This window comes from Neorhizobium huautlense (assembly GCF_030811685.1).
Classification (GTDB): domain Bacteria; phylum Pseudomonadota; class Alphaproteobacteria; order Rhizobiales; family Rhizobiaceae; genus Neorhizobium; species Neorhizobium huautlense_A.
In genome coordinates this window covers 137627-163018 of sequence record NZ_JAUSRF010000012.1, presented here as the reverse complement: position 1 = coordinate 163018, position 25392 = coordinate 137627, and the positions used below count along the sequence as shown (strand labels likewise).

Annotated in this window: 28 protein-coding genes; 7 read left to right on the top strand and 21 right to left on the bottom strand. The window is 59.4% G+C overall.

What is annotated here, in order from left to right; genetic code table 11:
• Nucleotides 1–14: 14 nt before the first annotated feature.
• From J2T09_RS18425 to J2T09_RS18410, 4 genes are all read left to right on the top strand, one after another.
• Nucleotides 15–983 (top strand): ABC transporter substrate-binding protein, encoded by a 969-nt coding sequence (locus tag J2T09_RS18425; RefSeq protein WP_306837336.1) that lies wholly within the window; start codon nt 15–17, stop codon nt 981–983.
• Between the two features lie 270 nt (nt 984–1253).
• Nucleotides 1254–2471 carry an efflux RND transporter periplasmic adaptor subunit gene (locus J2T09_RS18420; RefSeq protein ID WP_306837333.1) on the top strand — a complete coding sequence of 406 codons (1218 nt, stop codon included), beginning with the start codon at nt 1254–1256 and terminating at the stop codon, nt 2469–2471.
• A gap of 11 nt (nt 2472–2482) precedes the next feature.
• Entirely contained in the window at nt 2483–5809 is a 3327-nt protein-coding gene (locus J2T09_RS18415; RefSeq protein WP_306837331.1) for an efflux RND transporter permease subunit, read from the top strand.
• A 200-nt stretch (nt 5810–6009) separates the two neighbouring features.
• A complete protein-coding gene (locus J2T09_RS18410; protein ID WP_306837329.1) occupies nt 6010–6693 on the top strand; it encodes a Crp/Fnr family transcriptional regulator in 684 nt (227 codons plus the stop codon).
• 3 nt (nt 6694–6696) lie between these two features.
• Here the strand turns inward: J2T09_RS18410 and J2T09_RS18405 are convergent, their stop codons facing one another.
• The 10 genes from J2T09_RS18405 to J2T09_RS18360 all read right to left on the bottom strand — a co-directional run bounded on the left by J2T09_RS18405 (nt 6697) and on the right by J2T09_RS18360 (nt 15644).
• The gene (locus J2T09_RS18405; protein WP_306837326.1) at nt 6697–7350 is read right to left on the bottom strand and encodes a DUF6891 domain-containing protein; all 654 of its coding nucleotides are present in this window, start codon (nt 7348–7350) and stop codon (nt 6697–6699) included.
• A 17-nt stretch (nt 7351–7367) separates the two neighbouring features.
• The gene (gene ureG / locus J2T09_RS18400; protein ID WP_306837324.1) at nt 7368–7979 is read right to left on the bottom strand and encodes an urease accessory protein UreG; all 612 of its coding nucleotides are present in this window, start codon (nt 7977–7979) and stop codon (nt 7368–7370) included.
• A 75-nt stretch (nt 7980–8054) separates the two neighbouring features.
• Nucleotides 8055–8726: an urease accessory protein UreF gene (locus J2T09_RS18395; protein WP_306837323.1), complete on the bottom strand. Its 672-nt coding sequence runs from the start codon at nt 8724–8726 to the stop codon at nt 8055–8057.
• Between the two features lie 6 nt (nt 8727–8732).
• The gene (gene ureE / locus J2T09_RS18390) at nt 8733–9233 is read right to left on the bottom strand and encodes an urease accessory protein UreE (RefSeq protein ID WP_306837321.1); all 501 of its coding nucleotides are present in this window, start codon (nt 9231–9233) and stop codon (nt 8733–8735) included.
• A 143-nt stretch (nt 9234–9376) separates the two neighbouring features.
• Nucleotides 9377–10510 (bottom strand): Gfo/Idh/MocA family protein, encoded by a 1134-nt coding sequence (locus J2T09_RS18385; protein WP_306837319.1) that lies wholly within the window; start codon nt 10508–10510, stop codon nt 9377–9379.
• Between the two features lie 24 nt (nt 10511–10534).
• The gene (locus J2T09_RS18380; RefSeq protein WP_306837317.1) at nt 10535–11296 is read right to left on the bottom strand and encodes a sugar phosphate isomerase/epimerase family protein; all 762 of its coding nucleotides are present in this window, start codon (nt 11294–11296) and stop codon (nt 10535–10537) included.
• Between the two features lie 55 nt (nt 11297–11351).
• The gene (locus J2T09_RS18375) at nt 11352–12470 is read right to left on the bottom strand and encodes an ABC transporter ATP-binding protein (protein ID WP_306837314.1); all 1119 of its coding nucleotides are present in this window, start codon (nt 12468–12470) and stop codon (nt 11352–11354) included.
• A gap of 5 nt (nt 12471–12475) precedes the next feature.
• Nucleotides 12476–13420 (bottom strand): carbohydrate ABC transporter permease, encoded by a 945-nt coding sequence (locus J2T09_RS18370; RefSeq protein ID WP_306837312.1) that lies wholly within the window; start codon nt 13418–13420, stop codon nt 12476–12478.
• Nucleotides 13413–14315, bottom strand: coding sequence for a carbohydrate ABC transporter permease (locus J2T09_RS18365; protein ID WP_306837310.1), 903 nt, complete (start codon nt 14313–14315; stop codon nt 13413–13415). The genes J2T09_RS18370 and J2T09_RS18365 overlap by 8 nt, the downstream gene beginning before the upstream one ends.
• A gap of 96 nt (nt 14316–14411) precedes the next feature.
• A complete protein-coding gene (locus tag J2T09_RS18360; protein ID WP_306837308.1) occupies nt 14412–15644 on the bottom strand; it encodes an ABC transporter substrate-binding protein in 1233 nt (410 codons plus the stop codon).
• Nucleotides 15645–16009: 365 nt separating this feature from the next.
• Between J2T09_RS18360 and J2T09_RS18355 the strand changes: the two genes are divergently transcribed.
• Nucleotides 16010–17056, top strand: coding sequence for a LacI family transcriptional regulator (locus J2T09_RS18355; protein WP_306837306.1), 1047 nt, complete (start codon nt 16010–16012; stop codon nt 17054–17056).
• Between the two features lie 65 nt (nt 17057–17121).
• On the opposite strand, the gene J2T09_RS18350 is transcribed toward J2T09_RS18355, so the two are convergent.
• Nucleotides 17122–17664: a peroxiredoxin gene (locus J2T09_RS18350; RefSeq protein ID WP_306837304.1), complete on the bottom strand. Its 543-nt coding sequence runs from the start codon at nt 17662–17664 to the stop codon at nt 17122–17124.
• A gap of 249 nt (nt 17665–17913) precedes the next feature.
• Here J2T09_RS18350 and J2T09_RS18345 point away from each other — a divergent pair, with 249 nt between their 5' ends.
• Nucleotides 17914–18168, top strand: coding sequence for a type II toxin-antitoxin system HicA family toxin (locus J2T09_RS18345; protein WP_306837302.1), 255 nt, complete (start codon nt 17914–17916; stop codon nt 18166–18168).
• A complete protein-coding gene (locus tag J2T09_RS18340; protein ID WP_306837300.1) occupies nt 18165–18497 on the top strand; it encodes a type II toxin-antitoxin system HicB family antitoxin in 333 nt (110 codons plus the stop codon). The genes J2T09_RS18345 and J2T09_RS18340 overlap by 4 nt, the downstream gene beginning before the upstream one ends.
• An 18-nt stretch (nt 18498–18515) precedes the next feature.
• Here J2T09_RS18340 and ureC read toward each other — a convergent pair whose 3' ends face one another.
• The 10 genes from ureC to J2T09_RS18290 all read right to left on the bottom strand — a co-directional run bounded on the left by ureC (nt 18516) and on the right by J2T09_RS18290 (nt 25332).
• The gene (gene ureC / locus J2T09_RS18335) at nt 18516–20225 is read right to left on the bottom strand and encodes an urease subunit alpha (RefSeq protein ID WP_306837298.1); all 1710 of its coding nucleotides are present in this window, start codon (nt 20223–20225) and stop codon (nt 18516–18518) included.
• A 50-nt stretch (nt 20226–20275) separates the two neighbouring features.
• The gene (locus J2T09_RS18330) at nt 20276–20710 is read right to left on the bottom strand and encodes a lysozyme inhibitor LprI family protein (RefSeq protein ID WP_373458508.1); all 435 of its coding nucleotides are present in this window, start codon (nt 20708–20710) and stop codon (nt 20276–20278) included.
• 1 nt (nt 20711) lies between these two features.
• Complete coding sequence (locus tag J2T09_RS18325; RefSeq protein WP_306837297.1) at nt 20712–21068, bottom strand: GFA family protein; 357 nt, start codon at nt 21066–21068, stop codon at nt 20712–20714.
• 1 nt (nt 21069) lies between these two features.
• Nucleotides 21070–21375, bottom strand: a complete 306-nt coding sequence (locus J2T09_RS18320) for an urease subunit beta (RefSeq protein WP_306837295.1) — start codon at nt 21373–21375, stop codon at nt 21070–21072.
• Between the two features lie 11 nt (nt 21376–21386).
• On the bottom strand, nt 21387–21647 hold the full coding sequence (locus tag J2T09_RS18315; RefSeq protein WP_306837293.1) for a DUF1272 domain-containing protein: 261 nt from the start codon (nt 21645–21647) through the stop codon (nt 21387–21389).
• 12 nt (nt 21648–21659) lie between these two features.
• A complete protein-coding gene (locus J2T09_RS18310) occupies nt 21660–21962 on the bottom strand; it encodes an urease subunit gamma (protein WP_306837290.1) in 303 nt (100 codons plus the stop codon).
• Nucleotides 21963–21983: 21 nt separating this feature from the next.
• Nucleotides 21984–22808, bottom strand: a complete 825-nt coding sequence (locus J2T09_RS18305) for an urease accessory protein UreD (protein WP_306837287.1) — start codon at nt 22806–22808, stop codon at nt 21984–21986.
• Nucleotides 22745–23887, bottom strand: coding sequence for an alpha/beta hydrolase family esterase (locus J2T09_RS18300; RefSeq protein ID WP_306837285.1), 1143 nt, complete (start codon nt 23885–23887; stop codon nt 22745–22747). The genes J2T09_RS18305 and J2T09_RS18300 overlap by 64 nt, the downstream gene beginning before the upstream one ends.
• A gap of 213 nt (nt 23888–24100) precedes the next feature.
• Nucleotides 24101–24796, bottom strand: coding sequence for an urea ABC transporter ATP-binding subunit UrtE (gene urtE, locus J2T09_RS18295; protein WP_306837284.1), 696 nt, complete (start codon nt 24794–24796; stop codon nt 24101–24103).
• A 17-nt stretch (nt 24797–24813) separates the two neighbouring features.
• Entirely contained in the window at nt 24814–25332 is a 519-nt protein-coding gene (locus J2T09_RS18290) for a hypothetical protein (RefSeq protein WP_306837282.1), read from the bottom strand.
• Nucleotides 25333–25392 lie beyond the last annotated feature (60 nt).

The window sequence follows — 25392 nt, the reverse complement described above, 5'->3', positions numbered from 1 at the left end:
ACAAGGAACCACAGATGAAAACACTTCTTTTCGCATTGATGGCCGGCACCATGTCGCTCGCCGCAGCCCAGGCCAGCGCCGCCGATCCGTTGACCCTGCAATTGAAATGGGTAACCCAGGGCCAGTTCGGTGGATATTACGTCGCCAAGGACAAGGGTTTTTACGAGGAGGAAGGCCTCGACGTCACCATCAAGCCCGGCGGTCCCGACATTGCGCCGGAACAGGTGATTGCCGGTGGTGGCGCCGATGTCGTGGTGGCCTGGATGGGTGGCGCATTGGTGGCGCGCGAAAAGGGCGTGCCCCTCGTCAACATCGCCCAACCCTTCCAGAAATCCGGCCTGCAGCTGATTTGCTCCAAGGACGGACCGGTGAAGACGGAAGCCGATTTCAAGGGCCACACGCTCGGCGTCTGGTTCTTCGGCAACGAATATCCGTTCTTCGCCTGGATGAACAAACTCGGTCTGAAAACCGAAGGCGGCGCCGATGGCGTCACCGTTCTCAAGCAGAGTTTCGACGTTCAGCCGCTCGTGCAGAAGCAGGCCGATTGCATTTCGGTGATGACCTATAACGAATATTGGCAGGCGATCGATGCCGGTTTCAAGCCGGAAGACCTGACCGTCTTCAACTATACCGAGATGGGCAACGACCTTCTCGAAGACGGTCTTTACGCCATGGAAGACAAGCTGAAGGACGAAAAGTTCAAGGCGAACATGGTGAAATTCGTCCGCGCCTCGATGAAGGGCTGGAAATACGCCATCGACAATCCGGATGAAGCGGCCGAGATCGTCATGGACAATGGCGGGCAGGACGAAAACCACCAGAAACGCATGATGGGCGAAGTCGCAAAGCTGATCGGCACCGGCACGGGTGTGCTCGACACGACGACCTATGACCGCACGGTGAAGGCGCTGCTCGACCAGAAGATCATCACCAAACAGCCGGAAGGCGCCTATACGGCCGACATCACGACGGCCGCCAAATAAGCGTCGCACAAACAGGATATATTATCATCTATTTCACGAACAGCGGGTATCCGAAGGATGCCCGCTGTTATCATTTGCAAAGAAACTACAACGCAGACGTTACGTCGCTCTGATTGATTTAGACCGCCCGAAGCGCTAGGTTCACGCATGTGTGAAACCGGCCCTTGTATTCCTCAAGCCCGATACACACGTGACTGGCGACGTTGCGTTGGGAGGCGCATCCTGATCGGCAACGATAGGATCTCTCCCTCATTCATTGAAAGAGTCCGTATGTCCCGACGCCGTTTTCATCGTCTGCCCGCCATCGCCATTTTCGCGATCGTTTCCGGTTTTTCCCATCCCCTGTTGGCACAGGAACAGCAGCCGAAACCCGCGCCGAAATTGCCGGCGATCGTCGTGACATCGGTCGCAGAACGGCCGCTGACGGACCGCGTGATCGCCACCGGCACCATCCGTCCGATCGATGAAATCCTCGTCCAGCCGCTGGTCGATGGCCTGCCGATCAAGACGCTCAATGTCGATGTCGGCGACCGCGTCGAGGCAGGTAGCGTGCTGGCCGTGCTCGATGGCGATGCGCTGGTTCTGCAGAAAAGCCAGTATCAGGCCAACAAGGCCAAGGCCGAGGCCGGACTTGCGCAATCGAAGGCACAAGTCGTCGAAGCCCAGGCCAGTTACGACGATGCGATCCGCCAGCGTGACCGCACCAAACGTCTCGGTCAGAACGGCACCAGTTCCGTGTCGCAGGTCGAGCAGGCCGAGGCGCAGGCCGAAGTCGCCGATGCCAGGCTGAAGGCCGCCCAGCAGGCCGTTGGCGTCGCCGAAGCCGATATCAAGGTGGTGGATGCGCAGATCGCCGATATCGATCTGAAACTGGCCCGTACCGAGGTGAAATCACCGGTCGCCGGTGTCGTATCGGTCAAGAATGCCAAGGTCGGCGCCATTGCCGCCGGCAGTGGCGAACCGCTGTTCAACGTCATTCGTGACGGCGCCATCGAACTGGTTGCCGATCTGGCCGAGAGCGAAATCGGCAAGATCAAGCGGGATCAGAAGGCGACGATCCGCGTGGCCGGCAATCGCAACGGGATCGAAGGCGTCGTGCGTCTCGTATCCCCGACGGTGGATGCCTCTACCCGTCTGGGTGCCGTCCATATCGTTGTCGATGCCACCAGCACCGCACGCGCCGGCATGTATGCCAGCGCCGAAGTGATCGTTGCGCAAAAGACCGCGCTGGCGCTGCCGCAATCGGCGGTCACCAGTGGCCGCGATGGTTCCGTGGCCCGCAAGGTCGCCCGGACGAACGAAGGCGATGTCGTCCGGCAGGCGAAGATCGAGACCGGCATCCAGGATTCCGGTTTTGTCGAAATCGTCAGCGGCCTGAATGCCGGCGACAAGGTGGTGGCCAAGGCCGGCGCCTTCGTGCGTGACGGCGATCGCATTGCCCCCGTCGAGGCCCGGAATACCGAAGCGCAGAATCAAGCGTCGAACTGAGGGATTTCTCCATGAACTTCTCCGCCTGGTCGATCCGCAATCCGATCGCGCCGATCCTCGGCTTCGTGCTCCTGATGTTCGTCGGCATCCAGTCGTTTTATACGCTGCCGATCACCCGTTTTCCCAATATCGACGTTCCGGTCGTGTCGATCACCGTCATCCAGAATGGCGCGGCCCCGGCCGAGCTGGAAATGCAGGTGACCAAGGAGGTCGAGGATGCCGTCGCCTCGATCAGCGGTATCGATGAAATCCAGTCGACGGTGGTCGATGGCCAGTCCACGACAACCGTGCTGTTCCGCATCGAAAAACCCACGGCCGAAGCCGTTCAGGACACTAAGGACGCCATCGACCGCATCCGCAGCGATCTGCCCGCCGATGTCGAAGAGCCGGTCGTCACCAAGGTCGATGTCGAAGGTCAGGCGATCCAGACCTTTGCCGTTTCCTCCCCCAACATGACGCTGGAAGAGCTGTCGTGGTTCGTCGATGACACCGTCAAGCGCGCCCTGCAGGGCCAGGCCGGTGTCGGCCGTATCGACCGTTATGGCGGATCCGACCGCGAAGTGCAGGTCATGCTCGAACCCGGACGGCTCGATGCCTATGGCATTACCGCGGCCGAGGTGAACGAGCAGCTGCGCGGCACCAATGTCGATCTTGGCTCCGGTCGCGGCCAGATCGGCGGCAACGAACAGGCCATCCGCACGCTCGGTGACGCCCGCAACGTCGCGGAGTTGAGCAACACCACGATCACCCTGCCGACCGGCAATTTCGTGAAACTGTCGCAGCTCGGCAAGGTTACCGACACTTACGCCGAACAAAAATCCTTCTCGCGCTTCAACGGCAATCCCGCCGTTACCTTCGCAGTCTTCCGCGCCAAGGGTGCAAGCGAGGTCTCGGTTGCCGAAACGGTGGCGGAGAGCCTCGATCAGGTGCGATCAGCACATCCCGACGTCGCCATCCAGATGGTCGATGACAGCGTCTATTTCACCTATGGCAATTACGAATCCGCGCTGCACACGCTGGTGGAAGGATCCATCCTTGCCGTCATCGTCGTGTTTCTGTTCCTGCGCAACTGGCGCGCCACGCTGATCGCCGCCGTCGCCCTGCCGCTATCGGCCGTGCCCACCTTCTGGATCATGGACGTGATGGGCTTTTCGCTCAATCTCGTCAGTTTCCTCGCCCTCACATTGGCGACCGGCATTCTCGTCGATGACGCGATCGTCGAGGTGGAAAACATCGCCCGCCATATCAAGATGGGCAAGACGCCGTACCGCGCGGCACTCGAAGCTGCCGACGAAATCGGCCTCGCCGTCATCGCCACCAGCTTTACCATCATCGCCGTCTTCGTGCCGGTCTCGTTCATGCCGGGCATTCCGGGCCAGTATTTCATCCAGTTCGGCCTCACCGTCGCCTTCTCGGTGTTCTTCTCGCTGCTGGTGGCGCGCCTCATCACGCCGCTGATGGCCGCCTATCTGATGCGGGCCGAAGACGCGATGGACGACCATCACGACAATGATGGAAAGCTGATGCGCGCCTATTCGAAGGTCGTCTCCGGCACCACCCACAAATGGTATTGGCGTTATGCGACGCTGCTCGGCGCGATCGGCTTCCTGATCGCATCGATGGCGCTCCTCGCCCAGGTGCCCGGCAGCTTCATGCCGCCGGAAGATTCCTCGCGTGTCGTGCTCTCGGTTGAATTGCCGCCGAATGCGACGCTGGAGGAAACAGACGAAACCAGCGCGCAGATCTACAATGCGGTCAAGGATCTCGACGGCGTCGAAAGCGTGTTCGTGCTCGGCGGCGCTTCGCCCAAGGGCGATCTCGAACTGCGCCGTGCCACCATTCGCGTCATCCTCGGCAACATGGATCATTCGCTTTGGAAAACCATCGTCAACAAGGGTTTTGGCAATATCCCGCTGATCGGTCCTTATCTGCCGAAAGTCACGGATCATGGTCGTACGCGGCCACAATGGGATATCGAAAAGGAACTGTTCGAGAAGGTGCGCAGCATTCCGGATGTGCGCATCTCGAAAATCAACGACCGCGCCGAGCGCGAACTCACCTTCAACTTCCTGTCGGACAACAATGACGAGTTGAACGAGGCCGTCGCGTTGCTGGAATCCAACCTGCGCGCCTCGCCCATCCTCGCCAACGTGTCGCAGGATGGCGCCCTGCCCCGCCCGGAATTGCAGATCCGGCCGCGCAAGGATGAAGCCGCCCGTCTCGGGGTCACACCACAGCAGATCGCCCAGACGGTGCGTGTCGCCACGATCGGCGATATCGACGCGGCGCTCACAAAGATCTCGCTGGACGACCGGCAGATCCCTATCCGCGTCCAGACCTCGCTCGATACCCGCCGCGATCTCGAGCGTATCCGCTCGCTGAAGATCAAGACCGCTTCGGGCGCCACCGTGCCGCTCTTCAGTGTCGCCGATATCGATTATGCGGAAGGCCCGAGCTCTATCAAACGCAATGCCCGCAGCCGCGTCGTTGCCATCGGCTCCGACGTGCCGCAGGGCACGGCGCTCGAAACCTCGACCGCCGAGTTCAAGCGCATCGTCGATGAAACCAAACTGCCGCCGAGCGTGAAACTGGCTGAAAGCGGCGACGCCAAGGTCCAGAACGAAATGCTGGCAGGCTTTGCCAATGCCATGCTGCTCGGCCTGCTTCTGGTTCTGGTCGTGCTGATCCTGCTGTTCAAGGATGTCATCCAGCCCTTTACCATCCTGTTCTCGCTGCCGCTGGCCATCGGTGGCGTGGCGGTGGCTCTGATCATCACCCAGAATGCGCTCTCCATGCCGGTGCTGATCGGCATTCTCATGCTGATGGGTATCGTCACCAAAAACGCCATCCTGCTGGTGGACTTCGCCATAGAGATGAAACATGCCGGCATGAACCGCGTCAATGCCATGGTAGAGGCAGGTCGCAAGCGCGCCCGCCCGATCATCATGACCTCGATCGCCATGTCGGCCGGCATGCTGCCATCCGCGATGGGTGTCGGCGAAGGCGGCTCGTTCCGCGCGCCGATGGCGATTGCCGTCATCGGCGGCATCATCGTCTCGACCGTACTGTCGCTTCTCGTCGTGCCGGCCTTCTTCCTGATCATGGACGACCTCTCGCGCCTGCTGGGCCGCCTGTTCGGCCGCATGGTCGGTAAAAAGGACGAGGAAGAGCTGCCGATGTCGGAAGAGGCCTTGAGCAAGGCTGCACGCGAACAGGCGGCAGCGGTTGTCGCCTTGGAAGAGCGTATCGCCCGTATGGAACGGGAAAAAAGCACGGACCGCTCACCAGGCAGTTCCGGCACCAATGTCCTCAGATTGCCGCCTCAAGCAGCCGAATGAGCCGATTTTGCTGCGTCGCAACAGGCAAGCCAGAGTAGCGCAGGCAATTGCAATACCCGCAACTGCGGTCAAATGACACAAGCGCCATTTTCCGACAGGCAGTTTGATGAACATCAAATTGCCTGTCGGGCCATCCGCTATCCTCCTTCCATCAAAGACCCGCCGGCCCTTTAGCCACCGGCAAAGGAGGAACTGCAACGATGAACAAACACGCCATCACCGAAAGCGAACGTGGCCAGCTCTTGAAGACAACGCTGCTGACCGGCCTTCAGGGACGTTCCCTGCAGCGCTTGCTCGACAGCGCTATCGTGGAAGAACGCGAGGGACGCTCCTCGGTGTTTCGTCAGGGTGAAAATGCCGATGCCTTCTATTGTGTGCTGAACGGCTATGTCCGCCTGTTCCGGCTCAGCCGCGAAGGCCGCCATGCCGACGTGCGGATCTGCCAGCCGGGTGAGGTTTTTGCCGAATGCATGATCTATGGCGGCGATGACTACACGTTCAATGCGCAGACGGCAGATACCGCGACGCTTGCCCGTTTCGATCTCGGCACCGTTCGCCGCCTTGTGGAAGAAGACAGCAATATCGCCCGCTCGGTCATGACCTGCCTCTCCCAGCATCTTATCGACACGATGCATTGCGTCGGCAGCGATCGCCTCAACACCGCGCCGCAGCGTGTCGCCGATTACCTTCTGGAACGCTGCCCGACTGACCGTGGCCCGGCCTCCGTCCAGCTTCCCTTCCAGAAAAACCTTCTGGCCGGCATGCTGGGTCTGGCACCGGAAGCGCTGTCGCGCGCCTTTTCCACGCTTCGCCCGCGCGGCGTCACAGTCCGCGGCCGCATGATCCAGATCGGGGACGTGCAGGCTCTGCGCGAGGTCGTGTAAAACTCAGCCGGCCGGACTGCGCTTGCGCCATGTGAAGGGCGTTATGAGGATGCGCCGGTTGAGATCACCATTCCACTCCGCCTTGAGGCCGTGCTCGGCGAGCACGGCCATAATCTTGCGAGCGACGACGGGCGCCATTTCATCGGCATCCTCAAAGCCACCGAAGGCAAGGTAAAGGCTGCCGGCGGAAAGTGCGCTGTCGATATCCTGGCTGTGATAGAACACCCATCCACGTGAGGACCGGCCCGCCTTCTCGCGCGCATGATATTCCTCGCCGACATCCGAGTGCCCATCCGATTGGGTGACGCCGGCCTTGTGAAGGGCGATGATATCGACCTTCTCCAATTGCTCGAAGGCGGCCTCGAGACGATCGACATCCGTCTCCTTCGGCCAGGTCTCTTCTTCCTCGCGCTTTTCCTTAAACAGGCCCGCCGTCTCCTCCCGGATCCATTGCCGGTCGGCCTCACTCACGATATCCGGCAGAAAATATTCCTCCGTGAGGAATTGCGTGATCTCGGACTGCGTTTCGAAACCGCTCCACACGGAATTTCGGATGGTGAGACCGGTCTCGTGCCAGTCAATTGCTTCGGAAGCATGGACGGCCTGCACGGTCGATGCTGAAAGCAGGCCGGCAAACAGGATTTTCAGAAATGTCATGAATACTCCGTGCAGCCTCAAAGGCCGCCATGCAATTCCAGAAATCGCACGACATGTTCGACGCCCTCACCGCGTTTCAGGTCGGTGAAGACATGCGGTTTCTGCTCGCGCATGCGGGCGGCGTCACGGTCCATCACGTCGATATCGACATCGACGTAAGGTGCCAGATCCTTCTTGTTGATGATCAGTAGGTCTGAGCGGGTAATGCCCGGCCCGCCCTTGCGCGGAATTTCCTCACCCTGGCAGGTGGAAATTACATAAATGGTGATATCGGCAAGATCCGGCGAAAAGGTCGCGGCGAGATTGTCGCCACCGGATTCGATGAAGACCACATCGAGATCGGGAAAACGCTGGTTGAGGCCGGCAATGGCCTGCAGGTTGATCGTGGCATCCTCACGGATGGCGGTATGCGGGCATCCGCCCGTCTCGACACCGACGATACGATCCGACGACAGCGCCTGGCAGCGCACCAGCGCCTCCGCATCTTCCTTGGTGTAGATATCATTGGTGACGACGGCGACCGAATATTTCTCGCGCATCGCCTTGCAGAGTTTTTCCGTCAGCGCCGTCTTGCCGGAGCCGACCGGGCCGCCGATACCGACGCGCAAAGGGCCGTTTGCCGATTTCATGAAATGTCCTTTCGAATATTTTTCGCGCAAGAATAACGCCCGGCCAAGGCTCTGCAATGGGCAGGATGCCGGTGGTCAGGAGCGGAACAACCGCGAATGCTGGACCTCGTGCCTGAGCGACGCGATGTCCGCCTGCACCGTCGCCGTGCCGAGATCGTCGAGTGTCAGCGCCCCTGCCCCGGTCGCAATCTCGCCAATGGCAGCTTCGGTGCCGGCCAGCACCCGCACCCCATCCGCCTGACCGCAGACACCGAGCCGGATGGCAGCCGAAATCCATTGCGACACCGCGGCATGCAGATAGGCGGCAAGCGCCTTGTCGGCCGGCACGCCATGCGCCGCCGCAACGGCACCGACCGCGACCGGAAACGGCAAATCCGCCGGCAGACGCTCGAACACAGCATGTGGCCAGGCCACAGCACCGGCGACAAACGCCTTGCCGAGCGACAGCGTTTCCGCATGGCGTTCCGCCGATCCCGCCAGCGCAAGACCAAGTTCGCAGACCGAGGCCAAGGCCTCCCCATCCTCGAACTGCCGCCATGCCTCGCAAAACAGCACGGCATCGTTCCGCAGCGAACCGTGTGAAAGTACGGTGGTTATCCAGTCGGTCAAGCCGCGAGCGTCCGTCACCAGCCGATCATGCACCGCCCGCTCCAGCCCGCCCGACCAGGCAAAACCGCCCACCGGAAAGGCCGGCGATAGCCATGCCATCAGCCGCAGCAGGCCTTGCGTATCGAAAGCAGAGGTCATGCCCGATCAGTCGTGATTGCAGTTGGGGCCATGCACGTGACCATGGTCGTGTCCATGGCTGTGCGAATGCCCGCCATGCGCATGATAGGCACCGCGCACTGGCTGGAACGGCTCTTCCACATCATAAACTTTGGCGCCAAGACCTTCGAGCATCGAGCGGATGACGTGGTCACGCAGGATGAGAATACGACCTTCCTCGATCTGTGCCGACAGGTGGCGGTTGCCGAGATGCCAGGCGAGTTCGATCAGATGCAACGCGTCGCGTGCGTTGATTTCATAGAGCTTTTCCGGCGCGGCCTGCACTTCGATCGTATCGCCATTGTCGAGGATCAGCCGGTCGCCGTGATGAAACAGCACCGCTTCCTTGAGATCAAGCATCACCATATCGCCGTTCGAGAGATGCAGAAGCTTGCGGCGCAGATGGCGCAGGTCGTGCGGCAGGCTGACGGTATCGATCGGCGGATCGGTGACGACGCCGGCGGGGCGATAATACTGGATATGCTGCATGGTTTTCCCACTCGAATTTCTGTTTGTCGCATCATTGCCAACAGCAGGGCCGAGCACAAGCCCGGCCGCGAAATGATACGGCAGAAACAGGAGGGCTCACCCGGGAGGGGCACCGGGTGAGCCTCGCGCGTCACACCACTTTATTAGCGCAGCAGCGCCAGGGCCTCGTCGATCCCGAGGGCTGCCGGCTGAGTGCAGGTCGTGGTGGTCGCGACGAAATTGCCCTCGTGCCCTGATTTCAGGATCGAGGTCATGACGTCGACGCCATGCAGCGCCCGGTCGATCGAGCAACGCACATCGCGTCCCTCGATCAGCGCCATAGCCATGTCGGCGAGACCCGCCGTGCGGTAATTGGCACGAGGACCTTGCGGGCTCTCCTGATTAGGCTTGCCGAACGGATGCTCCCAATCGGCAAGTGGCTGGATATCCTTGTTGCGGCCGCTGGCCTCGACAACACCACCGAAGAAATTCGGATCCGGCACGTAGATCGAGCCCTCGGTGCCATAGAGTTCCATATTGGCATGGCGATGCGACCACACATCCCAGCTGGCAGACAGGGTAATGGTGGCGCCATTACCGAATTCCAGCAGCGCATGAATATTGGTCGGCGTTTCCACCGGGATGCTCTGACCTTTCAACGGCTCGCTGGTGATCAGGCGGGTCGGGTTGGCCATCGAGGTCAAAGCCGCCACCCGCTTGATCGGGCCGAGGAAGTTGATGAGGTTGGCGATATAATACGGCCCGAGATCGAGGATCGGCCCGCCGCCATTGAGGAAGAAGAAGCCCGGATTGGGGTGCCACATTTCCATACCGGGGCTCATCACGTGGCATGTGCCGGACGTGATGCGGCCGACGCCGCCCTCATCGATGAACTGGCGGGCCAGCTGATGCGCACCGCCGAGGAACGTGTCAGGTGCGCAGCCGACGGCAAGGCCCTTTGCCTTGGCCAGCGCCTGCAATTCCTTGCCTTCCTCCAACGTCACCGTCAGCGGCTTTTCGGAATAGACGTGTTTGCCGGCCTCGAGGATCGCCTTCGACACGGTAAAATGTGCTGCCGGGATGGTGAGGTTGACGATCACGTCGAGCTCGTCATTGGCGAGAAGCTCGGGGATGGTCTGCGCCTTCACCCCGAATTCCTCCGCTCGAAGCTTGGCCGCATCGGCGTTGATGTCGGCGCAGGCAAGGATTTTCAGACCCTTGAACAGCGGCGCCAGAGAAAAATAGGCAGTGGAAATGTTGCCGCATCCGATGATGCCGACGCCCAGTTCCTTGGACATGGAAAACTCCGCGATCTCTTGAAATCAGTAGCTGTTGAACGAGGCGATGGAACGCTTGGCAAGCCGCACGATATCGTTCGGGTTATCATGTTCCAGCACGAAATGTTTGGCCGGCGTCTTCTTGAGCGCCTCCAAAAGATCCTTCCACGGCACGGTGCCATGGCCAAGGTCGGCCCAGCCGTCTTCGTCGGTGTTTTCGCCGGCCGGCGCGATGTCCTTCACATGCACGGCAGTGATCTTCTTGCCGTAGCTTTCGATCCAGGCGAACGGATCGGCACCGCCACGGATGACCCAGGCGATATCGGCTTCCCAGGCAAGATCGGGGCCACCCGCAAAGATCTGCTCCTGCGGGGTGGAGCCATCCGGCAGCGCCTTGAACTCGAAATCATGGTTGTGCCAGCCAAAGGTATAACCGGCATCCTGATAACGCTTGCCGACTTCGGACAGGCGTTTGCCGAAAGCATACCAGCCTTCCGCATCGGTCGGGCGCAGTTCAGCGACGAGATGCGGGCAATAGATGGCGGAAAGGCCGAGCGTCTTGGCGATCAGCAGCGCCTGCGCCGGTTCCTTTTCCAGCATATCGAGACCGAAGTGCCCGGTCGGCATGGTCAGGCCATTCGCATCGAGTTCAGCGCGGAAGGATTTGAGAGCCGTTTCGTCGAGCGTGGCGTAGAGACCGCCATAACCCTCGACTTCCTTGTAACCCTCGCCGGCCACGAGTTTGAGCGTATCGGAAAGCGGCGGAAAATTGCGGGCGCTGTAAAGCTGGAAACCTAAAGTCGTCATGTCTTCCTCCTTGAAATGAAAATTCTGCCTGATCCGTGTCAGACCGACCAGATCATCAAATCCGCTCCTCCGTGCCGGCATCGAACAGCGATGCCATGGTCATGTCGAAACCGAGCCGCACCTGCGCACCGATTGCATAACGTCGCGCGCCGCCGACACGCACCGAGATCGTGTGACCGGCGAGTTTCAGCCAGATGAGGTTGTCTGCGCCCATCGGCTCCTCGATATCGACCACCGCCTCATGCGCTTCCTCGCCGGCAAGATCGCCATCGACCTTGATATGTTCGGGGCGTACGCCGAGCACGACCTTGCGGCCGGCGATAAGCGGCTCCGAGGTCTCGTAACCTTCGAGCGAAAAGCTGACATTATTGGTGCGGAAAACGGTGCGACCGCCCTCTTCCACCAGCTCTCCGCGCAAAAAGTTCATCGATGGTGAACCGATGAAACCGGCAACGAACAGGTTGTTGGGCCGATTGTAGATGGTGATCGGATCCGCCAGCTGCTGGATGACGCCCGATTTCATGATGGCGATACGATCCGCCAGCGTCAGCGCCTCGATCTGGTCGTGGGTGACGTAGATCATCGTATTCTTCAGCTGCTGATGCAGCCGCTTGATCTCGACGCGCAGTTCCGAGCGCAATTTGGCATCGAGGTTGGACAGCGGCTCGTCGAACAGAAACACATCGACATCGCGCACCAGCGCACGCCCGATCGCCACGCGCTGGCGCTGACCACCGGAAAGCGCCGCCGGCTTGCGCTGCAACAACGGCTCGATCTGCAGAATTTCGGCGGCGCGGGCGATGCGCTTGGCAATCTCCTCCTTCGCCATGCCGGCAACCTTCAGACCGAAGGAGAGATTACCCTCCACCGTCATCTGCGGATAAAGCGCATAGGACTGGAACACCATGCCGATGCCGCGATCCTTCGGCTCTTCCCAGGTGACGTTCTTGTCCTTGATGAAAATCTGGCCCTCGGTCGGCTCAAGCAAGCCGGCAATGCAGTTGAGCAGCGTCGATTTTCCGCAGCCGGAAGACCCGAGCAGGACCAGAAACTCGCCATCGTGAATGTCGAGATTGAGGTTTCCGAGAACCGTCAGCGACCCGAAGGACAGCGTCAGATCACGCACAGAAACGCTGTGGCTGGCTCTGGTGGTATTGATGGGAACTACATTCATGAGGGTCATCCCTTCACTGCGCCGGCGGCGATGCCACGGACGAAAAGGCGGCCGGATACGAAATAGACGATGAGCGGAACGGCGCCGGTCAACAGGGTCGCTGCCATGTTGACATTGTATTCCTTCACGCCCTGCACGGAGTTGACGATGTTGTTGAGCTGCACCGTCATCGGATAGGTGTCAGGCCTCGTGAACACGACGCCGAACAGAAAGTCGTTCCAGATGCCGGTCACCTGCAGGATCATCGCCACGACGAAGATGGGCAGTGACATCGGCAGCATGATGCGCCCGTAGATCTGCCAGAAGCCGGCACCATCGATACGCGCCGCCTTGAACAGTTCTTCCGGCAGCGAAGCAAAATAGTTGCGGAACAGCAGCGTCAGGATCGGCATGCCGAAGATCGTGTGGACGATGATCAGGCCGGTCAGCGTGCCGTACACACCCATTTCCCGAAGGATGATGACGATCGGATAGATCATCACCTGATAGGGGATGAAGGCACCGATGATGAGGATGGAAAAGAACAGTTCCGAGCCCTTGAAGCGCCAGTTGGCCAGCGAATAACCCGAGACCGAAGCGACGAAGATCGACACGATCACCGACGGGACCATGATCTGCACCGAGTTCCAGAAACCGCGCGAAAGACCGTCGCAGTTGAGGCCGGTGCAGGCCTGAGCCCAGGCCTTCACCCAGGGTTCGAAGGTGATTTCCACCGGCGGCGAGAAGATGTTGCCGAGACGGATTTCCGGCATGCCCTTCAGCGAGGTCACGACCATCACGTAAAGCGGCAGCAGGTAATAAAGCGCGGCCAGGCCGAGAATGCCGTAGAGCATGATATTGCGGCGCGACAGCGTCTTTTTCGGCTTCTTGCCGCGCGGACCGGCGGAAAGCCTGTTTCTGGCCGCATCATTGCCGATGGCAGCCGTGTTGAGAGTGGAAACGTCAGCCACGCTTGCGCCCTCCGAATTCGAGATAAGCCCAGGGAATGATGATGATGGCAACGGTGACGAGCATCATCGTGGAGGCGGCAAAACCCTGCCCCAGGTTCTGCGCCTGGAACATGTAGTCATAGACATATTTTGCCGGCACTTCGGATGCATTGCCCGGACCACCGGAGGTCTGCGCCACGACGAGATCGTAAAGCTTGACGATGCCGGCGCCGATGATGACCAGCGTGGTGATGAAGACCGGACGCATCATCGGAATGACGATGAAGATATAGGTCCTCCACATCGGGATACCGTCGACACGCGCCGCCTTCCAGATATCCTCGTCGATACCGCGAAGTCCGGCCAGCATCAGGCACATGACAAGCCCCGTGCCTTGCCAGAGGCCGGCGATCAGGATGCCGTAGATGACGATATCGGCGTCATAGATCGGGTTGAACTCGAATGTTTCCCAGCCGAGCGAACGGACGATGCCCTGAATGCCGAAATCGGGATTGAGGATCCACTGCCAGACAAGGCCGGTGACGATGAAGGACAGCGCGAAGGGATAAAGAAAGATGGTTCGAAAGACGTTTTCGAACCGGATCTTCTGATCCATCAGCGCCGCCAGCACAAAGCCGACGACCAGCGAAAAGATCAGTGACAGGATGCCGTAGATCGCCAGATTCTGGATGGAAATGATCCAGCGCGACGAGGCCCAAAGGCGCTCATACTGGTCGAAACCGACGAAATTGGCGCGCGGCAGAAGCCGGGAATTGGTGAAGGAATAAACGATGGTCCAGATGGATCCGCCAAGGAAAATGACTAGGGCGACAAAGATCATCGGGATCGATGCAATCTTCGAATTGAGATTGCGGAAAAGCTGATTGGGTCGGGCAGATGGGGTGGATTGAGCCATATGTCTTCCTCGATCGTCCAGCAGCGGCGAAGCTACAGGTTCCCGAGCGGCCCCGTGAAAACACAGGGCCGATCAGCGTGAGCGATGGAAAGCGGATCAGTCCGCCGAGCCGATGATTTCGGCAAACCGTTCCTGAGCGGCTTCCGGCGTCATCGAAGCTTTCGCGAAGAATTCGGACATCAGGTCCTCCTTCTGCTTCATGCTGTCTGTGGAAAGCAGCTGGTCGACACTGGTGGCGGTACCGCCCTTGGCGATGATGTCGATACCCTTCTTCATGCAGTCATTGGCGGCTGCCATGTCGATATCGCTGCGGATCGGCACCGAACCCTTTTTCAGGTTGAACGCCACCTGCACCTTCGGATCGACGATGGTTTCGGCCAGAGCTTCCTGCGCCTTGGCTTTTGCCTCGTCCTTGAGCAGCGGGAAGTAGATGGCATCACCACCGGTGGTCAGCACCTCGTTGAGGCCGAGGCCCGCAAGGCAGCTATATTCCTTGCCGGCCGTCTGTCCGGCCTGCTGGAATTCACCCTGCGCCCAGTCACCCATGATCTGGCCGCCGGCCTTGCCGGTGATGACGAGATTGGTCGCCTGGTTCCAGTCCTGCACGTTGTTGCCACGGGCAAGTTCACGGGCCTGCACGGCGGCGGCAAATACCTTTGCCATCTCCGGCCCGGCAGCCGCCTCTTCGTCCTTGTCCTTGTAGACCTTCTCGTAAAGCTCCTTGCCGCCCACGGTGATCACCAGCGTGTCGAACAGACCATTGACCTGGAAGGCCTGGCTGCCGATGGCCAGCGGCTGAATGCCGGCCTCCCGCAGTTTTGGACCCGCAGCGACGAACTCGTTCCAGTCCTTCGGCGCCGGAACTCCGGCCTTTTCGAAGGCGGCATTGGACACCCACAGCCACTGCCAGGAGTGGATATTGACCGGTGCGCAATAGATCTTGCCTTCATAGGTGCAGCTGTCGAGCAGGCTCGCCGGCTTGATGACGTCTTTCCACTTGCCCTTTTCCGCCACCTCGGTGAGGTCGCGCATCAGGCCGGATTGCACCAGTTCCTCGGCCTGACGGCCATGATTGAACTGGGTGGCCCCCATCGGATCGCCGCCGGTAATACGGCTGATCATGATCGGGCGCGCGGTACTGCCGGAACCGGCAATGGCGCCATCCACCCATTTGTTTCCTGTTGCATTGAATGCGTTGGCCAGTTCCTTGACGGCGGCGGCTTCACCACCCGACGTCCACCAATGCGTGACTTCCAGATCAGCCGCCTGAACGATACAGGGCAGCGCCACTGTGGCAGCCATGACAGCTGCAAAAGCACGAATACGCATGAGTCTCCTCCCTCACTGAAACGTTGCAGTAAAAAGCTAGGGCAAAGATTTATGGGTGGCAACCCGCGATAGCGTGAATAATTTCTTTGCCACTACAGATTCAATCTTGAGGAGAGCCGCCCGTTTCATCAATGCGAATTAAAACAAAACAAATTCATATAATTATGCGCCATTACCGATATGGATTCTTCGCATATGCAAAAATATTGTGCGTCTGCGTTGTACCTACGTTGAATTGCAGGTTGCAATCATCATCTGAGGAAGGCCGCATAAAAATCACTGTAACGTTACAGTTTTTTGCCGTAAGAGCGGAATGAACGATCAGGCCGCCGATCGATGCGGTACTTTTGAGCGCGAACACAGCCATGGACGACGAAGACAGACGATTTTCCCGCGGCACGCCCGCAACCGAGCGCCCGACCTTAAAAACCATCGCCTATATGACCGGCCTTGGCATCACCACCGTTTCGCGGGCCCTGAAGGATGCGCCGGATATCGGTGCCGACACGAAGGAGCGCGTGCGCCTCGTGGCGCGCCAGCTCGGTTACCAGCCCAACCGCGCCGGTGTGCGCCTGCGCACCGGCAAGACCAATGTGATTGCGCTTGTGCTCGGCATCGAACAGGAACTGATGGGTTTTACCAGCCAGATCGTGCAGGGCATTTCCGAGGTTCTGGGCGGCACGCAGTATCACCTCGTGGTCACCCCACATTCCTTCGAAAAAGATCCGATGGTGCCGGTGCGTTATATCCTCGACACCGGCTCAGCCGATGGCGTGATCATTTCCCGTATCGAGCCGGAGGATCCGCGTGTCAAACTCATGCTGGAACGCGGCCTGCCCTTTGTCACCCATGGCCGCACCGATATGGGCATCGCCCACCCTTATTACGATTTCGACAATGAAGCTTATGTCTATCAGGCCGTCGAACGGCTGGTGAAACGCGGGCGTAGACGCATAGCGCTTCTGGCACCGCAAAGCCGGTTTTCCTACCATCTCCACAGCCGCGTCGGCTTCGAGCGCGCGCTGGCCGATTTTCAGGCAACCGAGGTCTCGATGGGGCGACTGACGACGGAAACACCGCTAGACGAATTGCGCACGCATTCGGAACGCCTGTGCCGCCTGCCCGAACCGCCGGATGGCATTGTATCGCTCAGCGGTTCGTCCACCATCGCGCTCATTGCCGGGATCGAGGCGACAGGCCTCAGGCTCGGCGTGGATGTCGATATCGTCGCAAAGCAGTCGGCGGAATTCCTGAACTGGATCAGGCCGGAAATCCTCACCGTCACCGAGGATGTGCGCCACGCCGGACAGGAACTTGCAAAGGCCGTGCTGGCGCGCATCGATGGCGTGTCGGCAGAACTGCTGCAAACGATCGGCAAGCCGGTCTGGTCGCGTATGGGACCGAAAGACTGAGGAACTGAATGCAAAAAGCCCGGCGCGAGGCCGGGCTTTCGAAAAGATCGCGAACAGGCAAAAGCTTATTCGGCGGCAACCTTCATGGCGCGCAGGTTGTCGAGAATGTTCTGAGGCGAAGAGGCACCGTAAGGGTCGCTCTCGCAATTGTCGGAATAACCTTCTTCCTCGAACCACTGCTCGACAACGCCATCGTTGACGATGGCGCCGTAACGCCAGGAGCGCATGCCGAAGCCGAGATTGTCCTTGGCGACCAGCATGCCCATCTTGCGGGTGAACTCGCCCGAACCGTCCGGAATGACGGTGACGTTGGCAAGGTTCTGGCTCTTGGCCCATGCGTTCATGACGAAAGCATCGTTGACCGACATGCAATAGATGGCATCGATGCCTTCGGCCTGGAAATCGCCGAAAAGCTTTTCGAAATCAGGCAGCTGGAAGGTCGAGCAGGTCGGCGTGAAAGCGCCCGGCAGCGAAAACAGAACGACGCGCTTGCCGGCGAAATAATCGGCCGAGGTCACATCCTGCCAACGGTAAGGGTTCGGGCCGCCGACGGCTTCATCGCGGACGCGGGTGCGGAAAGTGACTTGGGGAACGCGTTTGCCCAGCATGACTGTCTCCAAAAGAAATTGAACATTTGCCCCGTCCCGAGGCAGATGAGAACTTCTCTAAAGACAAATTTCCTGCAGCGCAGCAAACTTCTTAACAAAATCCTGCACTGCACAGCAGCTATTCACAGGAAGCATTGCTCGGGTGGAAAAAGTGTGGCTTTCACACCAGATCTTCCATCGTCTGCTCCAGTCATGTCGCCGCGCCCATTCATCCATTGAAAACAGTACCACATAATGGTACTAACACTCATGAAGAAGAAGCATAAGGCGACTTTGAACCTGATATTTGCCCGGCCTGTCAGCGGTTCGATCCGTTGGGCTGATATCGAGGCGCTTTTTGCAGCTTTAGGCGCGGAAGTGACCGAACGCGAGGGATCACGCATCGGCGTCTTTCTGTTTGGCGAAGTTAGAGTTTTCCATCGGCCGCACCCATCGCCGGACACGGACAAAGGTGCGGTTGCCAGCATCCGCAAATGGCTCGATGAACACGGAATAAGACCATGAACAATGTTATGGACATCGCAGGCGAAAAGGCCGTTGTGACCTTCGATCCTGAACTTCAGATGCTTCGCGGCGAGTTTGTCGGCCTCAATGGCGGCGCCGATTTTTACGCCGAAAGCATTCCCGAATTGATGGTGGAAGGCCGCAAGTCCCTGTCCGTCTTCCTGAAGATGTGCGCCGAGAAGGGCATTGAGCCGAAAAAGCAGTTTTCCGGCAAGTTCAATCTACGTCTTGCCCCATCAGACCACGCTGCAGCAGCCATCGCCGCCGCCGCTGCCGGGAAGAGCCTGAACGAGTGGATCGCAACGACGATCAGGGAAGCAGCCGGCTGACGCCGGATGCTATGGCAATCAGAACAGAAAATACCGCTGCGCCATCGGCAGCACCGTTGCCGGTTCGCAGGTCAGAAGCTCGCCATCGGCCCGCACCTCATAGGTTTCCGGATCGACCTCCACATGCGGCGTTGCCGAATTGTGGATCATCGATGCCTTGCCGATGCCACCGCGCACGTTCTTGACTGCAACCAGTTTCTTGGCGACGCCCAGACGCTGCGCCAGACCGCCATCGAGCGATGCCTGGGAAACGAAGGTGACGGAGGAATTGGTGCGCAGCTTGCCGTAAGCGGCAAACATCGGGCGATAATGCATCGGCTGCGGTGTCGGGATCGACGCGTTCGGATCGCCCATGGGAGCGGCGGCAATCGAGCCGCCCAGCAGCACCATTTCCGGCTTCACGCCGAAAAAGGCCGGGTTCCACAATACCAGATCGGCGCGTTTGCCGACTTCGACCGAACCGAGTTCATGGCTGATGCCATGGGCGATGGCCGGGTTGATCGTGTATTTGGCGATATAGCGGCGAACACGGAAATTGTCGTTGTCGCCGGTCTCTTCCTTCAACGCACCACGCTGGCGCTTCATTTTGTCGGCCGTCTGCCATGTGCGGATCGCCACTTCGCCGACGCGGCCCATGGCCTGGCTGTCGGACGAAATGATCGAGAAGGCGCCCATGTCGTGCAGAATGTCTTCCGCCGCAATGGTTTCCTTGCGGATACGGCTTTCGGCAAAGGCAATGTCTTCCGGGATGGACGGCGACAGGTGGTGGCAGACCATCAGCATGTCGAGATGTTCGGCCAGCGTATTGACCGTATAGGGCCGCGTCGGGTTGGTGGAGGACGGGATGACGTTCGGATTGCCGCAAACTTTGATGATATCGGGCGCATGGCCACCACCCGCCCCTTCCGTATGGAAGGCATGGATTGTGCGGCCGCGGATGGCGGCGACCGTATCCTCGACAAAACCCGACTCGTTCAGCGTATCGGTGTGGATCATCACCTGAACATCGTATTCGTCGGCAACGGTCAGGCAGTTGTCGATGGCAGCAGGCGTCGTACCCCAGTCCTCATGCAGCTTCAGAGAGGAGGCACCGGCCAGGATCATCTCCTCCAGCGGTGCCGGCAGCGCCGCATTGCCCTTGCCGGCAAGCGCCAGGTTCATCGGAAAGGCATCAAAGCTTTCGATCATACGCTCGATATGCCACGCGCCGGTGCAGGTCGTCGCAAGCGTGCCATGCGCCGGCCCGGAGCCGCCACCCAGCATGGTGGTGACGCCCGACATCAGCGCCTCCTCGATCTGCTGCGGGCAGATGTAGTGGATATGCGCATCCATACCGCCGGCGGTCAAAATCTTGCCCTCGCCGGCAATCGCTTCGGTCGAGGGACCGACGATGATTGTCACGCCCGGCTGCGTATCCGGATTGCCGGCCTTGCCGATGGCATGGATGCGACCGTTCTTCAGGCCCACATCAGCCTTGTAGATGCTGGTGTGATCGACGATCAGCGCATTGGTGATGACGGTGTCGACAGCCCCTTGCGCCCGCGTTGCCTGGCTCTGCCCCATGCCGTCACGAATGACCTTGCCGCCGCCGAATTTCACTTCCTCGCCATAGGTGGTGAAATCGCGCTCCACCTCGATGAACAGTTCCGTATCGGCCAGCCGCACCTTGTCACCTGTGGTCGGACCGAACATGGAGGCATAGGCAGCGCGGGACATCTTGTAGGACATGGTTTCCCCTCTGAAATTCGTTCACTGCCAATCGTAAAGGATCGGTCTGATTACATGTTTTCGGCGAGCGCCTTTAGGTCCGTCGTCCGCTCGCGCGTCAACTCGGCGGCGCAGTTGGAAACCAGCATCGGCTCCATCGTGCCGCCACGGGCCTGATACCCCTGCAGGTCACATTCGGCATCGCGATAAGCCACCCAGGCACGCTGGGCTTTCACCAGTGCCGCTTCCGCCCCTTTCTGGTCCTCCGTCACGGCATCGGCATCGCGCGCCTTCAGCACCTTGCGGGTCGCCTGATACTGGAGGTTCAGCGCGCTATCGGCGTCGGCCAACTCCTGACCGGCGCAAATCGTCATGTCAGTCTGCGTCTGCGGTGCCTTGCAATCCGGCGCCGGCTCCTGCGCGGGTGCCGGGCCATCGACCAGCAACACGCAGCCGCATAAAAGCGGCATCATCGCCAGTTTCAGCATTTTCCGGCCCTTTTGCATCTCACGCTGCCGCTCCATCATGGTGATAGGAGGTCAATTCGCGCGGATTGACGCCCTCCAGGCAATTGACGTTGAGCGCCACCATGTCCGCACCATCCGGTGCCGTACCGTAGGAAAAGCTCTGGATGCCGCAGGTTTTGCAGAACAGGTGTTGCAGCTTTTTGGAGTTGAAGCGGTATTCGGTGAGGTTCTCCTCGCCGGATTTCAGCGAAAAAGCCACCTTTGGCGTGAAAGTCAGAACCGCGCCAAGACGCTGGCAGCGCGAGCAGTTGCAGGTCACTGTCTTGTCGAGATCGGCATCCGCCTCGAAGGAAACGGCGCCGCACTGGCAGCCGCCGATATAATGTTTCGTCGCCATATCAGAGTCCTCCCATGATCTTCTGCTGGAAACCATAAACCTCGCGCTTGCCCGAAAGCGGGATCAGTGTCACCGAGCGCGTCTGGCCCGGTTCGAAGCGCACGGCAGTGCCGGCCGGAATATCCAGCCGCATGCCGCGCGCCGCGTCACGGTCGAATAAGAGCCCGTTATTGGTCTCGAAGAAATGGTAATGGCTGCCCACCTGGATCGGCCGGTCACCGGTATTCGATACATCGATCGAAAGCGTCGGCGCGCCGACATTCAGCTCGATTTCGCCTTGTGCGGCAATGACTTCACCGGGGATCATGAATCACTCCCTCAAGCCGTTAAAGCAGTTTGTGGCTTGCAGCCTTCGGGATTATATACCCGCTCGGTCGACGCCGGATGCCGCGCCAGAGCAGCGGGCGGGCGCACCGGGCGGCGGACAAATTCACCGCTGCAATTCGGGCAGACACCACCGAGAACATCTGTCACGCAATCGGCGCAGAACGTGCACTCGAATGTGCAGATCATCGCTTCACGGCTTTCCGGAGGCAAATTCTTGTCGCAGCATTCGCAGCTTGGTCGCAGTGCCAGCATTGTCGCTCTCCCTCAGCGGATCGGTTCGTGAACGGTCACAAGCTTCGTCCCATCCGGGAACGTCGCTTCCACCTGTACGTCGTGGATCATTTCCGGAATGCCTTCCATCACCTGCTCGCGGGTCACGACATGGGCACCGGCTTCCATCAGATCCGCAACGGAACGACCATCGCGCGCGCCTTCGACAACATAGTCGGTAATCAGCGCGATGGCTTCGGGATAATTCAGTTTTACGCCGCGCTCGAGGCGGCGGCGTGCGACCATCGCCGCCATGGAAATCAGCAGCTTGTCTTTTTCGCGTGGGGTCAGGTTCATGGAACGTCCCGGCTTGTCGGATCAGATATGCCAGACTTTCGGCACTGGCGCGCCATTACGCAATACGGAAATTGCCGGTACCAGGATTTTTCTTAAAGCAAAGCCGTCAATGGCTGTCATTCGGGCAATCAGCTTGTCATTCCAGACGCTTACGCCTGAATTTTCATCACCGAGCGTAGCCCTTAGCGGCGCCAGAAGGTTTTCCGCACGCGGACCGGTGTAAAACAATGTCGCAAATGCCACCTTGCCGGAAAGGACCGCAGACTGCGCCGACAATGATTCGACCGCGCCTTCCAGCCGCAGATCCTCCGCATGGATCAGTCTGCCGCTGCGCCGAATACGCCAGCGATCCCGGAAAAAGCCGTGGCATACGGCTTCGCCCATCGCCTTGCGGCCGAGCAGAACCGCCTCGACGGCTAAAAACTCCGAATTTTCATGGAGATCGACCTCAAGGCTGCGCGTCAGCGATGACTGGTCGAAAAGGATTGTTTCCTGCGGCAGCCAGTGAATGGCCGCGCCCTCGCCGACTTCGATCCGGGTCGAAAGCGCGGCGGTGTCAGTGGATGCCTTGTAGATCTTTTCATTGGCCTGGGTCGTGATCGTCGCCGCCGTCCCACCGCCGGCGACGATCTTCCACCCCACTCGATCTCCGCCGGTGAGCCCACCGGACGTATTGATCAGAACCGCTTCCATGTCCGGAGAAAACGTCTCCGGCAGACGGATCTTGGCACAGCCTTCCTGATAGAGTTCGGCAAGCCGCGTGCGGCCCCGAAAAACCTTGGTTACAAGGCGCCCTTCGCCCCTTGCCCGCTGCGGCGCATGTCTGTGGTCTGGCTGGTGCTGCACGTCATTTCCTGGCTGTCGCCGGTTGCCATGCAATCCTTTGCGGAGGCCCCCGAAATTTTTGCCTTTGGCTGCGCGGCGGTTGCCACGACATCGGTGCTGTCGGCCTTGCCGAAGAAGTCCCACATACGATAGGCCGGGTCAATATTGGCATCGAAGGCAGGCTTCTTGGCAACGGCCGAAACCTTGACCACACCATTGGCGCTGTCCGTCGCAGCCGCCATCACCGTTTCCTTTTCCGTCGGCTTCGGCCAGTCATGCGTGCCGTTGGCAAAGGAATAGGAAGCGATGCGCGCACCGTTCTTGCAGGTGTCGTAAATGCCGTAGGTCACGCCGTTGACCGTATCGGTGCGACCATTGCCCGTGCAGCCATCCATATCCGTCCAGCGCTGGATAGCGGTCTTGAAGCTATACTGCCAATAGGCAGCGCCGCCACCGGCATAAGGGTTCTGACGATCTTTTTCACCCGCGAAGGCAACGATCGAAACCGGCTTGGCCGGGCTGCAATTGGCCTTTTCGGGCGCCCATTTTCCATCGGTTTCCACCGGGCGGCCAGCGCGCAGCGAATTCACGAAACCTGCGGCCACAAATTCATCGCCACCCGAGCACAGGTAGGCCGACAACATACGACCGCCACCGGAATAACCGGAAGCGAAAATGCGGTTCGGATCGACGCAGAAATCGCCCTTCACTTCATCGACGGCTTCGTCGATGAAGGAAATCTCGTCGAGACCACCCTGACCGCCGGTCGGGATGATGTCCTTGCTGACTTCGACATGCGGAACATTCCAGGCGAAAGTGCCCGGCGCCTTGCCCGGCAGGCTGCCTTGCAGCGCCACCGCAATAAAACCGTTCTTTTCGGCCACCTTGTCCCACGAACTGCGCGTGAGCTGCCCGTTCGGGTTACTGTTGCTGCCGTGAAAATCGAACACGACCGCCACCTTGTCCTTACCCGTATAGGAGGACGGCACGTAATAAACGGCTGAACGCTTGACGCCATCGGCTTCGATCGTCGTGACATGACGGCCGGGCTTATAGGTCTCGCCACATCCGGCATGGGCCATTCCAAGGCCACCGGCCAAGAAAAAAGCTCCTGTCGCAAAAAAAGTGCCAAGAGCTTGGGAACCAGATCGAGCTTTTATGCGTTCAAATGCCATCAAGCGCCTCATAGTTGGGTGCGGGGTGGATTTCGGCTGTCTGAATGCAAGCTGAATAACACAGGTTAGAAAAGCTTTAAATAGGCCTGCCGGGTAGCAGCCATGCAATAAATTACACTGAATGACATAAAATTTGCGTCAGACGGTCAGATGCCGCCTTGCTTCTGCCGTATCCAGTGTTTCAGCCCCACCCTCATGCACAATCTCGCCACGATCCATGATATAGACGTGGTCGGCGAGTTCGCGGCAGAAATCCAGATATTGCTCGACGAGCAGGATCGCCATGCCGGTCGAATCCCGCAAATAACGGATTGCACGGCCGATATCCTTGATGATCGACGGCTGAATGCCTTCGGTCGGCTCGTCCAGAACAAGGATTTTCGGGCGGGTGACCATGGCGCGGCCGATCGCCAACTGCTGTTGCTGCCCGCCGGACAGATCGCCACCGCGACGGCCGAGCATCGATTTCAAAACCGGAAACAGAGTAAAGATGTCGTCAGGAATGGTGCGCTCATTGCGTGACAGTGGGGCAAAACCGGTCTCCAGGTTTTCCTTCACCGTCAGCAAGGGAAAAATTTCGCGACCTTGCGGCACGTATCCGATCCCCTGTTTCGCACGCACATAAGGCGACAAGCCGTTCATCGACACACCATCGAAGGAAATCGTGCCGCCGCTGACCGGCTTCTGACCGGTCACGGCCCGCAGCAGCGAGGACTTGCCGACACCATTGCGGCCGAGCACGCAGGTGATCTTGCCCATCTCGGCATGGATGGAGACGCCGCGCAGCGCCTGTGCGGCACCGTAATGCAGATTGACATTGTTGACTGCGAGCATCCCCGACTTCCCTCTGTTTAACTCATGAGCGTGCGCCTCAACACCTGCAGCGCCTGCTCCTGTTCATTCGTCCTGTCACCACCGACTTCGGCGACTTCCTCGGCAATGCCGATCAACTGTATCCGCTCGTTGGTATCCAACGCCTTCATCCACATGTCGCGGAAGCGGCGGATCGGATCCTCCGGGTTGATGGTGTTTTTCGAAGCCCATTCGCAAAACACCATGACTTCATCCATGTCGCCCGGCCTGATAATACCGGCCATGCGGCTACGGATGACATCCTTGGCCGCATCCAGATAGATCGGCTTCTCCTTGGCAATGCAGAAGAAGAAGGCCACCGCCGCAATCGCCGGATCGCCGATCGAAGCCAACGGCGCCGCTTCGGCTTTCTTGCGAAACTGCCGGCGCTTGAAGGCGCCGCGCATGCGCTCGATACTATCGATCACCTCGCTGCCCGCCTCGCGGACCATTTTCAATCGCCAGTACCAGACGGCCGCGCCGCCGATCGCCATAACCAGAATGCCAATCAAAGCCATGATGAAACCTCTAAGTAAAACTGCTGGCTTTAAAGCTCTTTCCCTTGACCCCAGCAAGAC

Bases quoted from the DNA above. Each gene is read 5' to 3' on its own strand.
- J2T09_RS18325 (WP_306837297.1), bottom strand. From the start codon at position 21,068: ATGGCGACGAAACATTATATCGGCGGCTGCCAGTGCGGCGCCGTTTCC.
- J2T09_RS18395 (WP_306837323.1), bottom strand. From the start codon at position 8,726: ATGACCTCTGCTTTCGATACGCAAGGCCTGCTGCGGCTGATGGCATGG.
- J2T09_RS18355 (WP_306837306.1), top strand. From the start codon at position 16,010: ATGGACGACGAAGACAGACGATTTTCCCGCGGCACGCCCGCAACCGAG.
- J2T09_RS18360 (WP_306837308.1), bottom strand. From the start codon at position 15,644: ATGCGTATTCGTGCTTTTGCAGCTGTCATGGCTGCCACAGTGGCGCTG.
- J2T09_RS18385 (WP_306837319.1), bottom strand. From the start codon at position 10,510: ATGTCCAAGGAACTGGGCGTCGGCATCATCGGATGCGGCAACATTTCC.
- J2T09_RS18410 (WP_306837329.1), top strand. From the start codon at position 6,010: ATGAACAAACACGCCATCACCGAAAGCGAACGTGGCCAGCTCTTGAAG.
- J2T09_RS18290 (WP_306837282.1), bottom strand. From the start codon at position 25,332: ATGGCTTTGATTGGCATTCTGGTTATGGCGATCGGCGGCGCGGCCGTC.
- J2T09_RS18420 (WP_306837333.1), top strand. From the start codon at position 1,254: ATGTCCCGACGCCGTTTTCATCGTCTGCCCGCCATCGCCATTTTCGCG.
- J2T09_RS18405 (WP_306837326.1), bottom strand. From the start codon at position 7,350: ATGACATTTCTGAAAATCCTGTTTGCCGGCCTGCTTTCAGCATCGACC.
- ureC (WP_306837298.1), bottom strand. From the start codon at position 20,225: ATGTCCTACAAGATGTCCCGCGCTGCCTATGCCTCCATGTTCGGTCCG.
- J2T09_RS18365 (WP_306837310.1), bottom strand. From the start codon at position 14,315: ATGGCTCAATCCACCCCATCTGCCCGACCCAATCAGCTTTTCCGCAAT.
- J2T09_RS18425 (WP_306837336.1), top strand. From the start codon at position 15: ATGAAAACACTTCTTTTCGCATTGATGGCCGGCACCATGTCGCTCGCC.
- J2T09_RS18340 (WP_306837300.1), top strand. From the start codon at position 18,165: ATGAACAATGTTATGGACATCGCAGGCGAAAAGGCCGTTGTGACCTTC.
- J2T09_RS18330 (WP_373458508.1), bottom strand. From the start codon at position 20,710: ATGCAAAAGGGCCGGAAAATGCTGAAACTGGCGATGATGCCGCTTTTA.
- J2T09_RS18375 (WP_306837314.1), bottom strand. From the start codon at position 12,470: ATGAATGTAGTTCCCATCAATACCACCAGAGCCAGCCACAGCGTTTCT.
- J2T09_RS18350 (WP_306837304.1), bottom strand. From the start codon at position 17,664: ATGCTGGGCAAACGCGTTCCCCAAGTCACTTTCCGCACCCGCGTCCGC.
- J2T09_RS18320 (WP_306837295.1), bottom strand. From the start codon at position 21,375: ATGATCCCCGGTGAAGTCATTGCCGCACAAGGCGAAATCGAGCTGAAT.
- J2T09_RS18310 (WP_306837290.1), bottom strand. From the start codon at position 21,962: ATGAACCTGACCCCACGCGAAAAAGACAAGCTGCTGATTTCCATGGCG.
- J2T09_RS18345 (WP_306837302.1), top strand. From the start codon at position 17,914: ATGAAGAAGAAGCATAAGGCGACTTTGAACCTGATATTTGCCCGGCCT.
- urtE (WP_306837284.1), bottom strand. From the start codon at position 24,796: ATGCTCGCAGTCAACAATGTCAATCTGCATTACGGTGCCGCACAGGCG.
- ureE (WP_306837321.1), bottom strand. From the start codon at position 9,233: ATGCAGCATATCCAGTATTATCGCCCCGCCGGCGTCGTCACCGATCCG.
- J2T09_RS18380 (WP_306837317.1), bottom strand. From the start codon at position 11,296: ATGACGACTTTAGGTTTCCAGCTTTACAGCGCCCGCAATTTTCCGCCG.
- ureG (WP_306837324.1), bottom strand. From the start codon at position 7,979: ATGAAATCGGCAAACGGCCCTTTGCGCGTCGGTATCGGCGGCCCGGTC.
- J2T09_RS18315 (WP_306837293.1), bottom strand. From the start codon at position 21,647: ATGCTGGCACTGCGACCAAGCTGCGAATGCTGCGACAAGAATTTGCCT.
- J2T09_RS18415 (WP_306837331.1), top strand. From the start codon at position 2,483: ATGAACTTCTCCGCCTGGTCGATCCGCAATCCGATCGCGCCGATCCTC.